Raw genomic sequence first — 14,576 nt, 5'->3', positions numbered from 1 at the left:
GCGGCCGTCGTGTCCGATGGATGTCATGGCCAAACTTCTGAACGATCAAGAATTCCAGCGTTTCTCCGAACTTCAGCAGAAGCAGGCAAGCTTCACGATCACGCCCGACGAAGCGGACGAGCTGCGCGATATCGTCGCGCGCGCGCAGCAGAAGCGCGACGATCGCGCCGCCGCAATGCAGGCGATCGAAAACTACATCGAGCAGTTCGACATCACACCCGACGAACTCTTCTCGCCCGAGCAGATCGGCGACGCGGCCCGCACCTACGGGCTCATCACGGCGACCAAGAAGGAACGCACGCTGCCGCCGTCGATCACGTTCAACGGCAAGCCGTACCAGTGGACCAAGACGCTTCCGGACGACGTGCGCGGCGCGCTGTTCGACGCATTCACGTCCGGCGAATCGGTCAAGCGCTTCATCGCGATGCCGAAAGACACCGCGCGCTGTGCATTGACGATCGCCCGCCTCGAGCGCGAAACCGGCGCCGTCTATGCCGATCCGCACCTCGAGGAACTCGCGATTTCGCGCGACCAGGTGAACGACGCGGCGTCGAAACTCGCCGCGTAAATGCGGCCTCGGGCACGGTTCATGCGTGCCCGAACCCCGGCGCGGCGCCCGCATTGACCGGCGCCGCGCTCACGGGAGCGGTGCATCCACCCGCTCCCGAAAAGTCTCACCTCAGCCTCCCGCAGGCGCTCACCGACACCTCCCGAACACGCTCACCGAAGGCTCCCGAAGACGCTCACCAAGGTCTCCCGAATATCCTCACCGGATGCTCCCGCAAGCCCTCACCGAGACGTCCTGGAAAGGCTCACCGGCGGCTCCCGCAAGGGCTCACCGGTCGCCCCCGGGAAGGCTCACCGAACGCTCCCGTATCGGCTCACCACACATTCCCGGAAACGCTCACTGGCCGCTCCCGAAAAATCTCACCTTTACGGTCGATCCGAATTGGCGACGCCGGCATACGGTGCGCAAAGCGCTTGAATACCTCGCGTAAAGGCCATGCGGAGCAGGCAACGCGATGCTCGGCAAGCGCCTTCGGACGCCGCCGGCATCGACCTGGCAACGGCTCGGTACATTCAGGCGCTTCTTCCGAAAGCGCATGCCAATACTTTGCATTCCTGAGTGAATGAATGCGTAACATGGTGAATGCCGGAGCCGTCCACTTGCATACGGTGCCTCCTCGCTTCACGCAGCCGACCACCGCTACGGCTGCAGCTTCATCCTGAAGCCCACGACGCCAGGCTCCTCCGTGGTCGACACCGTGAAGCCGCACGACTTCGCGAGCGAGATCATCGCCGAGTTCTCGCGCAGTGCCTCGCCAACCATCCAGGCGGTTCCGCGCGAACGCGCGTAGTCGATGATGCGGGCCATCATCAGCCTGCCGAGCCCTTTGCCCTTCTGATCGGGACGTACCGCGATCGCGAACTCCGCCGTCTCGTTGTCGGGGTCGGCGACCGCGCGCACCACCGCGAGCGTGTGGTCGCGCCCCGACGCGTCGGTGAACGACACGATGAAAGCCATCTCGCGGTCGTAATCGATCTGCGTCATGCGCGCCACCTGCGAATGATCGAAGCTGCGCACCGCGCCGAAGAAACGCATCCGCAGATCGTCCGGCGTCATCGCGCCGAGCAGTTCGTTGTGCGCGGCTTCGTCTTCCGGACGGATCGGGCGGATCGTCACCGTCTCGCCGCGCCACTCGAGCGTCTGTTCGAGGTGCCGCGGATACGGCATGATCGCGAGCCGGCTGCGCCCCGTGGCCAGCGTGATGCGCGGCGCGATCACGCGCGCGCCGTCGGACAGCACGCGCAGCGTGACCGACAGCGCGACAACTTCGCGGACGTCGCAGACGACCTGCGACAACGCCGTCACCGCGTCGAGCGTCGGCTCGACGGGCGTACTGCGCGCATACGGCGAACGCTCCATCACCGCACGCGCGAGCACGGTATTCAGCGGCGGCAGGCCGTAGACGACGAATGGCGCCGAGACACCGTCCGCGGGCGGCACGGCATAGCGGAACACCGGACCGAAGTTCGAATCGTCGTACATGTCGACCGTGATATCGACGACTTTCCTGCCCGCCGGCTCGTCAGCCTGCTCGCCATGCAAGCCGAAATGGGAAAGCCAGCGCAACGCGGCATCGCCGGCCAGTTCATGCTGGCCGGTTTCGACCATCCGGCGCGCTTCCGCCTGCGCCGACGCGACGCATTCGGCCGGCTGCGGCGGCGTGCCTTCGGGCGTCTGCATCAGCAATTGTCGCCCGAGGTTGTAGTCGACGAGACGCGCATATGCGCGCGCGAGCCGCTGCGGTGTCGTATGGACCGGAATGCCGTTCGCGTGCAGCGCATCGCGCGTCGCCGCATCGACCGCGCCGAAGAAACACGCGAGGATGCCGCGATGCGCGTATTGCCGCGAGTCGATCAGCGTGCGTGCAACCGAATCGGCCGGCGCGCTGTGGGACGTCGAATGGACGACGAACAGCGTGCCCGTTTGCGGGAACGGCGCAAGCGCCTGGATCGCCGCGGCAAAGTGCTCGGGGCGTGCATCGTCGCCCAGCGTCAGCGGATTGCCGGGCGCGGCCAGATGCGGCAGCGCGGCCGATACGGCCGAGGTTGCCGCCGGCGGCCAGTCGGCCAGCGCGACGCGTACTTCCGCGACCGCATCGACCGCCAGCTTCGCGACACCCGCGTCGCTGGTGACGAGCGTCGCCGCGCCGCGCGCGGTGACGCGGCCGACGCCGAGCGTCTCGATCTCGTCGAGCAGATCGTCGAGCGCATCGACACGCACCATGCCCGCGCGCTGGAACGCCGCCGTATAGAGTGCGTCGCCGGGATCGGCACGCCCGGTGCGCAACGCGAGGACCGGCTTGTTGCGGGCGGCCGCGCGCGCGGCCGACATGAACTTGCGCGCCGCGCGCACGGTATCGAGTTCGAGCAGGATCGCGCGCGTGCCGGGATCGCTCGCCAGATAATCGAGTACGTCGCCTGCATCGACGTCGGACTCGCTGCCGAGCGCGACGACATGCGAAAAGCCGAGGCCGCGCGCGTCGGCCCAGCCGAGCACCGCGTTCGTCAGCGCGTTCGATTGCGACACCCACGCAACGCCGCCCGATCGCGCCGTATAGGCCGGCGCACCGAAATGCGCGTGCCGCGCGGGCGACAACACGCCGAGGCTGCCGGGCCCGACGATACGGAGCACGAACGGCTTCGCCGCCTTCAGCATGCGATCGACCGCGGCACGATCGGCGTCCGTGCGCGCCTCGCCGACGATCACCGCGACACGCGTACCGAGTTCGCCGAGCTTGCGCACGATGCCGGCCCAGGTGGCGGGCGGCGTGCAGATCACGGCAACCGACGGCGGCGCGGGCAGCCGGTCGACGTCCGACGCGACCGCATGCCCGTCCAGTTCCCGGTACTTCGGATTGACGGGCCACACGGGCCCCTGAAACGCGCCGTCGAGCACACGCGACCACACCATCGCGCCGATACTGCCCGCGCGCGACGACGCGCCGACGACGGCAACGGACTTGGGCTGGAACAACGCATCGAGATGGCGAACGGTCACATCGACTCCCTGCGGTGACGAAAGACGACACGATCGGCATGCGGCCGGACAGGCCGTGCGCCGATCGACGCGAACCCCAAGCATAGGCGAAGCGCATGCGGCTGCCTATATGCCGAACGGCTGACTACTCGACGCGCATCAACGCTCGCATCATGGACCTGCAACACACGCGGCAGCCCATCGCCGCACAACGCGCACAACCCGGCTCGACGCTGCAGCCGCTTCCTCAAAGGTGAGGGTTTACAGGAGCCATGGTGAGTATCTTCGGGATCAGCACGACGCCGTGCGCAAATACGCGAAAGGTGATGAGAATCCGCGGCACGCCTGCACCGCGAAAATCGCGAATGCCCATGCGCATGCGCGGCGTAATTGCACGGTTGTTTACGGGAATTCGCCGCGATATACGGCCGAATCGCGGTGAATTCGCAAAACGGAGGCCGTCAATTGCGCGGCATCGCGCATCCATTCGGCAGAGAAAATCGCACGGCGACTGCGCAAAAACAAAACGGTGCGACGGCCGCATGGCCATTCGCACCGTCGGTCGGCACGCGAAAGGTGAGGATTTTCGGGAGTCAGTCCTTGATCAGGAAACGTGCGCGGTTCTTGCCGAGCCAGGTCGGTGCCCGCCCGCGGCCGCTCCACGTCTCGCCCGTCTTCGGATTCAGGTACTTCGGCGGCAACGACCGCTTCGGCTTCGCGGCGGCAGCGACGGCGGACCCTATCGGACGAAAACCGAGCTCCTCCGGCGTAATGTCGTATTCCTCGATTTTCGCGCGGATTTCGGCAATCGCTTCGGCAATCGCCTTTTCACGTTCCTTGTCGATCTTTTGCTGAAGCCGTTCGAGCTGTGCGGACAGTTGCCTGTAGGTCGCCATATGGATGGGACTCCGTGAGTGTTATTCGTGAAAAATAGGTAACTCCAAGCAAACAGAAAAGCGCTTCGCCCGATCGTGGTCTCCTCAGCCGGTCATGTCGGGATCAATAACCGCTTTTCTTCTTGCATGCGAAGAGAAGATTTCGCACGGCGTCATCCGTCGATTGCTGGATCACTTCGAAATCCCCGTTGCACATCGCCCGGGCATTGTCCGTGCAATTGCTCCAGTCGCGACCGGTGCATTGCACCTGTGTCGTCGGGCGTCCGTCGGACGTGAACAGCGGCGCGCTGCCGCCACACCCGCCAAGCCCCGCAACCAGAGCCAACAATGCGGCCGCCCGAGACCGCCGCCAGACCGACGCAAGCATGTGTTTCATTGTTCTTCCCGTCAACCTTTTTTTGAATGTCGCGAGTATGCCATGCGCGGCCTTTCCGTCGTCAATTCGGCGCGCGGTCCGGTTGCCCGCGCGCCTTGTACGGCAAGCTCCGGCGGGGATCGTCGGTGATGCGAACGAAAACCTGCTCGACGTCCGGCAGCGCCTCGAATTCGCGTTGCAGCGCCTGGCGATCGAACGCCGTATCCGCGCATCCTTCGACGTAGATGAAACGTCGCTGCACGGTGATCCACAGGCTCGTGCCGCGCAGGCGATCCGAGCCGGCGAAGTGCGCCTTCGCGGCATCGGCGATCGACGCGTCATACATATACGAGTTCGGCTTCGTGCAGCGGTGCGCGAGCCAGCAGGTCGTGCCGCGTTCCGCGCGGTAATGCGCATCGTCCGTCATCTCGGCACGCGTCATCCACGGGCCGAGCGGCAGCGGGCATTCGGCCACGTCCCGCGACAGCGCGACGAACGGATCGTTGTACCAGTTGCGCCGCGCCTCGGGCGCGTCGGCGTCGCCGGATTGCGCGAACGAGGAAGTCGCCAGCAACAGGGCCAGCCACCCAGCGATGCCGATCCGCTTCATCGTGATCTCCTGTTCGATGCTTCACGTCCGGGCGCCTCGGCATCGCCGATCGGTCTACCGGTCGATACCCAGTGCCGCAAGCTTCTTGTAAAGCGTCGCGCGGCCGATCCCGATGCGCGCGGCCGCCTCGACGACCTTCCCGTCGCAGGCCGCCAGCGCATCGGTCAGGAACTGGCGCTCCCACGTCGCCAACGCATCCGCATACGAGGCGACCGGCGCCCCGGATGCGCCGGGTGCTTCGCCCGCGCGCGGCTCGACCGGCGTCGCGGCAAGCCGCTGCGCGGGCGCCGCGGCGTCCGTCGAGACGCGCACCGGCCCGAGGAACGGCGCGAGCGCGCGCGCATCGATCACGGCACGATCCGACAGCATCAACGCGCGCTCCAGTGTATTGCGCAACTCGCGCACGTTGCCGGGCCACGGATACGCACACAGCATCCGCAGCGCGTCGTCGGTCAGTTCGCAATGCGCGGCGCGCCCGTGCTGCGCGGCCAGTTCCTCGAGCGTCGCGTAGACGAGCGCCGCGATGTCGGATGCGCGCGCGCGCAACGGCGGCGCATGGATCGTCAGCACGTTCAGCCGGTAATAGAGATCGGCACGAAAACGCCCGGCCGCGACGAGCGCCGGCAGGTCGGCCGACGTCGCGGCGATGATCCGGACGTCCGCGCGCACGATCCGGTTCGAGCCGACCGGCTCGAACTCCTTGTCCTGCAGCACGCGCAGCAGCTTGCCCTGCAACGGCAGCGGCATGTCGCCGATCTCGTCGAGAAACAGCGTGCCGCGATCGGCCAGTTCGAACTTGCCGACGCGCCCCTTGCGGTCGGCGCCCGTATACGCGCCGGGCGCCGCGCCGAAGAATTCGGTTTCGAGCAGCGTATCGGGAATCGCGGCGACGTTGACGGTCACGAGCGGCTGGAGCGCACGTGCCGACGCCGCGTGGATCGCATGCGCGAGCAATTCCTTGCCGGTGCCCGTCTCGCCGAGCAGCAGCACCGGCGAATCGACCTGCGCGGCCCGCCGCGCCTGCCGCTTGGTTTCGAGGCTCGCGGCACTCGTGCCGACGAAACTCGCGAACGTGTATTTCGCGCGGCGCGCCTGCGCGAGCGAACGCTGCGTCGCGATCAGCTGCTGCTGAAGCTGCGCATAGCGGGAAAAGATCGGCGTGAGCGTCTTCAACTGGTCGAACAGCGCGAAGCCGATCGCGCCGACCGTCTCGCCGGCCTCGTTCTTCAGCGGCAGGCGCGTGACGACGAGCGGCTCGCGGCCCGTCTCCATGATGTCGAGCAGGATCGGCTGCCCGGTCGATACAACCTCGCGCATCAGGCTGTTCGGAATCACGGCTTCGCAGTCGAGGCCGACGGCCTGCTGCGGATCGGCGAAGCCGAAGCGCGCCGCGTAACGATCGTTCATCCACACGACGCGCGCATCGCGATCGACGACCACCGTGCCCGCGCTCGAATCCTCGAAGGTCCGGAACAGCGACTCGGCGGCACGCCGCAGCACGTCGCCGTAGTTGACGGGCAGGCGGGCCCAGTCGTTCATCATCGTGTCTTCGTCTCCATGTATTTTCGACCGGATGTCTCCGGAACGAGACGGATTATCTCACTCCGGAGACACGCCGCAATGCGTTGCCCGGGCATGCCCTGCGCGAATTCGCGCGCTGGCCGGACGGCCATATCGTCTCCAGATGGAGACGTTTTCTGTAGAATCGTCAGACATTGGCCGGCGCGGGCCCGCCTGCCTGCGGCGGACCCATGTCCGGCGGCGCAATCCGGCCGATGGCACGAAACCTGCACGAACCTGAGCCGGTCCGCGGCGCGTCGCGCGATCGAACAACAACCAAAGCCATTAGGAGACTCCCTTGTCTTTCGTGATCGTCCTCGCCGCGCTGGCGTTCCTGATGTTCGCTGCGTATCGCGGCTACAGCGTGATCCTGTTCGCGCCGATCGCCGCGCTCGGCGCGGTGCTCCTGACCGAACCCGCCGCCGTCGCACCGGTCTTCTCCGGCATCTTCATGGAGAAGATGGTCGGCTTCGTCAAACTGTATTTCCCGGTCTTCATGCTCGGCGCCGTGTTCGGCAAGGTGATCGAACTGTCCGGATTCTCCGAGTCGATCGTCCATGCGGCGATCCGCTACATCGGCCGCTCGCGCGCGAATGCGGTGATCGTCGCGGTGTGCGCGCTGCTCACCTATGGCGGCGTCTCGCTGTTCGTCGTGGTGTTCGCCGTCTATCCGTTCGCGGCCGAACTCTATCGCCAGAGCAACATTCCGAAGCGGCTGATGCCCGGCGCGATCGCGCTCGGCGCGTTCTCGTTCACGATGGATTCGCTGCCCGGCACGCCGCAGATCCAGAACATCATCCCGACCACGTTCTTCAAGACGACGGCGTGGGCCGCGCCCGCGCTCGGCACGATCGGCTCGCTGTTCATCATCGTCGTCGGCCTCACGTATCTCGAATGGCGCCGCCGTTCGGCCATGGCGAAGGGCGAGGGTTACGGCACGTCGCTGGTCAACGAGCCGGAGCGCGTCGAGGCGACGTCGCTGCCGAATCCCGCGCTGGCGATCCTGCCGCTGATCCTCGTCGGCGTATCGAACTTCGCGTTCACGAAGCTGATCCCGCAGTGGTACGGCGCCGCGTCGTACACGGTCGCGCCGGACGTGCTGCCGGGCGTGCATGCGCCGGTCACGACGTCGATCAAGACCGTCGTCGCGATCTGGTCGGTCGAGGCCGCGCTGCTGCTCGGTATCGTGCTGGTCGTGCTGACCGCGTTCAAGCGCGTCAGCGAGCGCTTCGCGGCCGGCTCGAAAGCCGCCGTCGGCGGCGCGCTGCTCGCCGCGATGAACACCGCGTCGGAATACGGTTTCGGTGGCGTGATCGCCGCGCTGCCGGGTTTCCTCGTCGTCAGCGATGCGCTGAAGAGCATCCCGAACCCGCTCGTCAACGCAGCGGTGTCGGTCAGCTCGCTCGCCGGCATCACGGGCTCCGCGTCGGGCGGCATGAGCATCGCGCTCGCCGCGATGTCGGACCTGTTCATCAAGGGTGCGCAGGCTGCGAACATTCCGATGGACGTGCTGCACCGGGTCGTCGCAATGGCCAGCGGCGGCATGGACACGCTGCCGCACAACGGCGCCGTCATCACGCTGCTCGCGGTCACGGGCCTCACGCACCGCGAGTCGTATCGCGACATCTTCGCGGTCACCGTCATCAAGACGCTCGCGGTGTTCTTCGTGATCGCCGTGTACTACGCGACGGGGCTCGTGTAAGTGCCGGCATGAGGCGGCGTTCCGCACGCCGTCTCCCGCCTGACCCGCGTATCGGGATCGGACCGCCTGCGAACCGGAACGCCTTCCGGAAATCGCATCCGGTCCGATTTCATTTCTCCGCTCGTCGGCCGCGGTCGATCCGCACCGCCGCGCGTTTGCGCCGCTCCCCAGGCCGCCATCCGGCGCGCCGCCGCACACCCATTGTTACCCGCAACAAAACACTGCGTTGGGCGCGATCGCATTTTTCGCACGCGTGCTCCGGCCTACACTGGGTTCAACGTCGCGCGGCGCTTCGACGAACGAAGTGCAGCGATTCACCGGAATCCTGGAGGTCCCGATCATGAAGCGCCTGATCCAAGCCGTTGCCATTGCCCTTGCCATCTCGGCCCCGCTCGCCGCGCAAGCCCAGTCGAACCAGCCGCTGACGCGCGCGCAGGTCCGCGCCGAGGTCAAGGCGCTGAAGCAGGCCGGCTTCCAGTCGAGCGACTGGTTCTACCCGGCCAGCATCGTTTCCGCCGAAGCGAAGATTGCCCGCCAGCACGACGCCGCCGGGTACGGCAGCAATCGCGGCGCGTCGTCGGAGTCGGGCCAGTAATCCGGCGTCCGGCCAGCCCGGCGATGCATCCCTGCGCCGTTACGCCTTCACGGGCTGGATCAGCTTCGCGCATGCCGTTGCCTGCGGATCGCCCGCCGGCAGTTTCCCGCATACGCCGTCGAACTGCTTCACGACCGACCTGACCGACGCATCGTGCGCGCCGCTGCCGCGCCAGTGGTTCAGTTGCGTGACGACCTTGGTCAACGCACGCAGGTTCGCTCCGTAGAACGCGTCGCGGGTCTTGTCGGCCTGCGCGAGCACGTTCGCGGCAATGCCCTCGATACGGGCCGAATCGTCCGGCGCCAGTTCGACCGCATTCGCAAAGTAGGTGGCACCCCAGCGCAGCTTCGTCGCCGGCCCGCTCGCCGCGTCGTACGCCTTGCGATACCAGTCGAGCGCGGCGGCCTTGTCGCCGCGCGCCTTCGCATTCGCGGCCAGCCCGGACATGAAGTAGTACGGCGTGGACGAGCGCGGCAGCTCGGCCTTCAGCAGCGCATCCGACTCGTCGTACAGCCCCGCGTCGGTCAGCGTGTCCGCGCCTTCGCTGACGAGCGCCTGCCGCTCGTACGCGTTCGCGGCGCCCTGCACCGACGCGGCGATCTGCTTGCGTGCGGTGTCGGCCAGCGCCGGCGCGTCGAGCGGCGCGCCCTTGCGCGCGTCGCCGCGCGCGAGCAGCACGCGGCCGTGCAATGCCATCAGCCGGTCGATCGACGACAGCGTCGTGTCGGTCGACAGGCGCGCGAGCGCCGTGTCGTACGCGCCGCGCAGCTTCGCGCGCGGCGCATCGTCGCCGCCGCCGAGATACGCGACCACGCGTGCGGGCGCCGCGACCAGCACGTCCGAATCGGCGCGCGACAGCGCCGGATCGTGCAGCACGCCGCGCAGCGATTCGGCGAGCGCCGCCTTGTCGAGCGCACCGGCCTGCGCCGGATCGCCCGAGGCGGCAACCACCGCCGACTTCAACGCGAAGCGCGCCGCTTCGGCCTTCGCGCCGGCCGCCCGCGCGCGCTGCGCGAGCGACTGCAGCGTCTCGGCGACGCGATCGGCCGGCACCGGCAGCGCGCCGTCGGTATCCCACGAATAGTCGGCCAGCAGGCGCCATTCGTCGGGCGTCAGCGACGCGCCGTTCTTCAGCGCCGTGGCAAGCGTCTGCCGCACCGGGTGCGCCGCCGTCATCCCGAGCGACAGCGCCTGCAGGTAGCGGTCGAGATCGGCTTCGCCCGGCAGCCGCGTCACTTCGGTGCCGTCCGGGCGGAACAGGATCATCGTCGGATAGCCGTGCACCTTGAAACGCTCGCCGAGCTTCTGCGCGCTTTCGGTATCGCCGTCGAGATAGACGGGCACGAAAAACGACGAGCGCGTCTTGAAGGCCTGCTGGCTGAAGATCGTCGACTTCACCTGGTTGCACGACGGGCACCACACGGCGCCCCAGTACAGCAGCAGCGGCTTGCCGGTGCGCTTCGCGAGCGCGAACGCGGCATCGACGTCGCCGTGCTGCCACGCGATGCCGGGCGGCAGATGGGTACCGTCGGGCGATGCGCTCGCCACCGGGGCACCGCTGGGCGTGGCGGCGGCAAAGGCCGCACCCGCGGCGGCGGCGAACAGGCAGGCGGCAGTCAGATTCCGGAGAGCGGTTTTCATCGAAGCGGGTTCCGTTGAAGGAGACGGTTGCGAGAAAGGGCGGCGCACGAAACGAGGGCCGGGAAGCCGTGACGATGAAGCCGGCCGGCGTGCAACGCCGCGCATGCATCGAATCGGAACAGCGAACGCCGGCCGAAGCGACCGGCAAATCGTTCGACGATACGACGCGTGAAGCCAGTGGAAAACGAACGAATTCTCGAATGAATATGACACGCGGGATCGTGGCCGCGCGCGCGGTCACATGCGTGTCAGCAGGCGCATCACTGCCGCGCCTTGAGCCGCGCCATGTGGTACACGGGCGCGTGCACGCCGTCGCGCAACGCGTAGCCCGGCGATTCGCCTTCGATCCGGAAACCGTGCTTCTCGTAGAGCGAGATCGCCGCGCGGTTGTCGGTGAACACGGTCAGCTCGAGACGCGTGATGTTCAGCCAGTTTTCCGCGAGGTCGATCGCCGCCGCGAGCAGGCGGCCGCCGATGCCGTGCCCGTGACGGGCCGCGTCGACCATCATGCCGAGCCCCGCTGCATGGCGCCGGCGCGGATTCGGCTCGAAGTGCAGGCCGAGATGGCCGACCACCGTGCCGTCGATTTCGGCCACGAGGCTCACGCCGCGCTCGTGCACGTTCTCGATCCGCTTCTGCCATTTTTCGAGCGACGGAAACGGGTATTGCAACGTGTTCGTGTACACCGCGGGATGCGCGGCGATTTGCCGGATTGCGTCGACGTCGTGCGTCTCGCTGTGCCGGATCGTGATGTCGGTCATGGGTGGGCCGGTTCCGGAAAGGCGCGCTGCAGGCGCGGACTGCGCGTATGCGCAGCAACGTGTCGAGCTTATCCGATTTCATGCATTTGAAACATGGGGGTCACGTCGCCTCACGCCGGGTTGCATCCGCAACGAACGTGATCCCGCGACTTGTCCGAAAATCGGAAAAATCCGCCCGGTCGCGCATGCGGCGACCGGTAATTCCTGACCTTTTTCGATCACGCATCGCGCCGGCACCAATCGTTGTGCACGCAACGTCATCAACGCGACACGCGATGTCACGCCTTCATCACGTCGACGTCATGTCGCCTCCCTAGACTGGGCGCCGCCCAGCCCGGCATGCTCCGGGCCGGCGTGTGCCGACACCCTGCCCCGCGCATCACGAGCGCGCGGTGCGCGGGATCGCGACGACGGCCGCTGCCTCGGTGCGACACCGTCAGCCGAACGCGATGCGCGCACCTGAGCCACCGGCGGCCGGCGCACCGAACGCACACGCATCGCGGATCGTCCCTTGCGGGACGACGCACGGGCACCGCCAGAAGAAGTCACGAACGCTCCCACCCTCACAGGATCCGAACGCCATGACGTCACGCCGCACATTCCTTCAACAGACCGCCGCTTCCGGCCTCGCCGCCGCCGCGCTGTCCGCGTTTCCGCCGAGCATCCGCCGCGCGCTCGCCATTCCCGCGTTTCATGAAACGGGGACCATCAAGGACGTCAAGCACGTCGTGCTGCTGATGATGGAGAACCGCGCGTTCGACAGCTACTTCGGCACGTTCAAGGGCGTGCGTGGCTACGGCGACCGCTTCGCGGTGCCGTCGCCGAACGGCCGCGACGTGTTCTACCAGTCGTACACGAAGGCGACGCCCGCCGCGACCGTGACGCCGTATCACCTCGACGCGAGCCAGGGCAACGCGCAGCGGGCGGGCGGCACGCCGCACACGTGGGCCGATGCGCAGGCCGCCTGGGATCACGGCCGGATGAACCGCTGGCCCGACGCGAAGACGCCGCTGTCGATGGGCTATTACGACGCCGCGGAAGTACCGTTCCAGCGCGCGCTCGCCGATGCGTTCACGCTGTGCGACCACTATCACTGCGGAATGCATACGGGCACGATCGCGAACCGCCTGTTCTACTGGAGCGGCACCAACGGCCCGAACGGCATCAGCCCGGCCGACGGCAGCCGCGTGAAGATCGCCGCGCTGAACAACCAGTTCAACGGCGGCAACGACATCGGCCCGTCGAGCCAGGGCTGGACCTGGACGACCTATGCCGACCGGCTGCAGCAGGCCGGCGTGCGCTGGAAGGTCTATCAGAGCCTGATCGACAACTTCGGCTGCAACGAGATGATGAGCTTCCGCCACTGGCGCGCGGCGATCGAGCAGATGCCGGCCGCGCGCCGGCCCGCGTACGTGGCGTCGACGGACATCACGCAACCGGTGACGGCTGCCGGCGCGTTCTACGACCCGGCGATCGACGATCCGCTGAGCCCGCTCGCGAAAGGTTTCGGCAACACGATGCCGTACGGCTTTCTCGAAACGTTGCGCGACGACATTCGCAACGGCACGTTGCCGGAAGTGTCGTGGATCATCCCGCCGTCCGTGTACAGCGAACACCCGGGGCCGTCGAGCCCGGCGCAGGGCGGCTGGTACGTGCAGGCCGTGCTCGACGCGCTGACGGCGAACCCGGAGGTGTGGAGCAAGACGGTGCTGCTGGTCAACTACGACGAGAACGACGGCTTCTTCGACCACATGCCGTCGCCGGCCGTGCCGTCGCGCCGCCCCGACGGCACGCTCGCGGGCGGCCATACGCTGCGCGACGCCGACATCGCCGTCGAATACCACGACTTCACGCCGGCCACGTCGAGCCAGCCGGCCACCGACGGCCGTCCGTACGGCCCGGGCCCGCGCGTGCCGATGTGGGTCGTGTCGCCGTGGAGCCGCGGCGGCTGGGTCAACTCGCAGGTGTTCGACCATACGTCGACGCTGCGCTTCCTCGAGCAGCGCTTCGGCGTCGCCGAGCCGCAAGTCAGCGCGTACCGCCGTGCGGTGTGCGGCGATCTGACGAGCGCGTTCAACTTTCGCACGCCGAACGACGAACCGCTGCCGACGCTCGCGGGCCGTACGACGAAAAGCCGGGTCGACGCGCTGAGCGCCGCGCAGCAGGCCGCCCCGAAGATCGTGCCGCCCGCCGCGCCCGTGCTGCCCGCGCAGGCCACCGGCGTGCGCCCGTCGCGCGCGCTGCCGTACGAACTGCATGCGAGCGCGCGCGCCGATGCCGGCGCCGGCACGGTCACGCTGAAGTTCGCGAACACGGGCCGCGCCGCCGCCGTGTTTCACGTCTACGACAAGCTCCACCTCGACCGCCTGCCGCAGCGCTACGTCGTCGAGCCGGGCAAGACGCTGCACGGCGACTGGGCCGCGCGCGCCGACGATGGCGGTAAATATGACCTGTGGGTACTCGGGCCGAACGGCTATCACCGCCGCTTCACCGGCGACCTGAGCCGTCTGGCGGGCGCCCGCGCACCGCATCCGGAAGTGCGCGTCGGCTACGCGGGCGCGAGCGGCAACCTGCACCTGCGGCTGCGCAACCACGGCGGCGGCACGGTTCGCTTCACGGTGAAGTCGAACCAGGTCTACGGGCCGCTGTCCGGCCGCGGCGGAGACGACGACCACGGCCATGGTCACGGCACCGGTACCACGTGGACCGTCGCGGTACGCGCCGGCGACCAGGCCGAGCTGCACTGGGCGCTCGACTCGACCGGCCATTGGTACGACTTCATCGTCACGGCCGACAGCGACACGAGCTTCTCGCGCCGCGTGGCCGGCCGCGTCGAAACCGGCCGCCACTCGGTCAGCGACCCTGCGATGGGTCTCGCCGACCGCTTCTGACGGCACCGCGGCGACACGCAA

Annotated in this window: 11 protein-coding genes; 4 read left to right on the top strand and 7 right to left on the bottom strand. The window is 67.6% G+C overall.

What is annotated here, in order from left to right; genetic code table 11:
* The first annotated feature begins 16 nt into the window (after positions 1–16).
* Entirely contained in the window at positions 17–568 is a 552-nt protein-coding gene (locus G3N62_RS19715; RefSeq protein WP_034187659.1) for a hypothetical protein, read from the top strand.
* 639 nt (positions 569–1,207) lie between these two features.
* Here G3N62_RS19715 and G3N62_RS19710 read toward each other — a convergent pair.
* From G3N62_RS19710 to G3N62_RS19690, 5 genes are all read right to left on the bottom strand, one after another.
* Positions 1,208–3,565, bottom strand: coding sequence for a GNAT family N-acetyltransferase (locus G3N62_RS19710; RefSeq protein ID WP_124670405.1), 2,358 nt, complete (start codon positions 3,563–3,565; stop codon positions 1,208–1,210).
* Between the two features lie 572 nt (positions 3,566–4,137).
* Positions 4,138–4,440 (bottom strand): H-NS histone family protein, encoded by a 303-nt coding sequence (locus G3N62_RS19705; RefSeq protein ID WP_034187657.1) that lies wholly within the window; start codon positions 4,438–4,440, stop codon positions 4,138–4,140.
* A 103-nt stretch (positions 4,441–4,543) separates the two neighbouring features.
* Positions 4,544–4,816: a hypothetical protein gene (locus tag G3N62_RS19700; protein WP_080287802.1), complete on the bottom strand. Its 273-nt coding sequence runs from the start codon at positions 4,814–4,816 to the stop codon at positions 4,544–4,546.
* Positions 4,817–4,877: 61 nt separating this feature from the next.
* Complete coding sequence (locus G3N62_RS19695; RefSeq protein WP_034187656.1) at positions 4,878–5,405, bottom strand: BON domain-containing protein; 528 nt, start codon at positions 5,403–5,405, stop codon at positions 4,878–4,880.
* Between the two features lie 54 nt (positions 5,406–5,459).
* A complete protein-coding gene (locus G3N62_RS19690; RefSeq protein ID WP_124670406.1) occupies positions 5,460–6,947 on the bottom strand; it encodes a sigma 54-interacting transcriptional regulator in 1,488 nt (495 codons plus the stop codon).
* A gap of 316 nt (positions 6,948–7,263) precedes the next feature.
* On the opposite strand from G3N62_RS19690, the gene G3N62_RS19685 reads away from it, so the two are divergent.
* Together G3N62_RS19685 and G3N62_RS19680 are read left to right on the top strand one after the other, a co-directional pair.
* Entirely contained in the window at positions 7,264–8,667 is a 1,404-nt protein-coding gene (locus tag G3N62_RS19685) for a GntP family permease (protein ID WP_034187654.1), read from the top strand.
* A 340-nt stretch (positions 8,668–9,007) separates the two neighbouring features.
* Entirely contained in the window at positions 9,008–9,262 is a 255-nt protein-coding gene (locus tag G3N62_RS19680) for a DUF4148 domain-containing protein (RefSeq protein WP_124670407.1), read from the top strand.
* A gap of 39 nt (positions 9,263–9,301) precedes the next feature.
* Here G3N62_RS19680 and G3N62_RS19675 read toward each other — a convergent pair whose 3' ends face one another.
* Both G3N62_RS19675 and G3N62_RS19670 read right to left on the bottom strand, forming a co-directional pair.
* Positions 9,302–10,903, bottom strand: coding sequence for a thioredoxin fold domain-containing protein (locus G3N62_RS19675; RefSeq protein WP_124670408.1), 1,602 nt, complete (start codon positions 10,901–10,903; stop codon positions 9,302–9,304).
* A gap of 260 nt (positions 10,904–11,163) precedes the next feature.
* Positions 11,164–11,664 carry a GNAT family N-acetyltransferase gene (locus G3N62_RS19670; protein ID WP_034187652.1) on the bottom strand — a complete coding sequence of 167 codons (501 nt, stop codon included), beginning with the start codon at positions 11,662–11,664 and terminating at the stop codon, positions 11,164–11,166.
* A 581-nt stretch (positions 11,665–12,245) separates the two neighbouring features.
* Here G3N62_RS19670 and G3N62_RS19665 point away from each other — a divergent pair.
* Positions 12,246–14,555, top strand: a complete 2,310-nt coding sequence (locus tag G3N62_RS19665) for a phospholipase C, phosphocholine-specific (protein WP_124670740.1) — start codon at positions 12,246–12,248, stop codon at positions 14,553–14,555.
* Positions 14,556–14,576 lie beyond the last annotated feature (21 nt).

Source organism: Burkholderia sp. Tr-20355 (assembly GCF_017104685.1).
Classification (GTDB): Bacteria; Pseudomonadota; Gammaproteobacteria; order Burkholderiales; family Burkholderiaceae; genus Burkholderia; species Burkholderia seminalis.
This window is presented reverse-complemented; position numbering and strand designations above follow the sequence as displayed.

Coding starts and splice junctions, on each gene's coding strand:
- G3N62_RS19715 (WP_034187659.1), top strand. CDS start 17: ATGGATGTCATGGCCAAACTTCTGAACGATCAAGAATTCCAGCGTTTC.
- G3N62_RS19705 (WP_034187657.1), bottom strand. CDS start 4,440: ATGGCGACCTACAGGCAACTGTCCGCACAGCTCGAACGGCTTCAGCAA.
- G3N62_RS19700 (WP_080287802.1), bottom strand. CDS start 4,816: ATGAAACACATGCTTGCGTCGGTCTGGCGGCGGTCTCGGGCGGCCGCA.
- G3N62_RS19695 (WP_034187656.1), bottom strand. CDS start 5,405: ATGAAGCGGATCGGCATCGCTGGGTGGCTGGCCCTGTTGCTGGCGACT.
- G3N62_RS19690 (WP_124670406.1), bottom strand. CDS start 6,947: ATGATGAACGACTGGGCCCGCCTGCCCGTCAACTACGGCGACGTGCTG.
- G3N62_RS19680 (WP_124670407.1), top strand. CDS start 9,008: ATGAAGCGCCTGATCCAAGCCGTTGCCATTGCCCTTGCCATCTCGGCC.
- G3N62_RS19675 (WP_124670408.1), bottom strand. CDS start 10,903: ATGAAAACCGCTCTCCGGAATCTGACTGCCGCCTGCCTGTTCGCCGCC.
- G3N62_RS19670 (WP_034187652.1), bottom strand. CDS start 11,664: ATGACCGACATCACGATCCGGCACAGCGAGACGCACGACGTCGACGCA.
- G3N62_RS19665 (WP_124670740.1), top strand. CDS start 12,246: ATGACGTCACGCCGCACATTCCTTCAACAGACCGCCGCTTCCGGCCTC.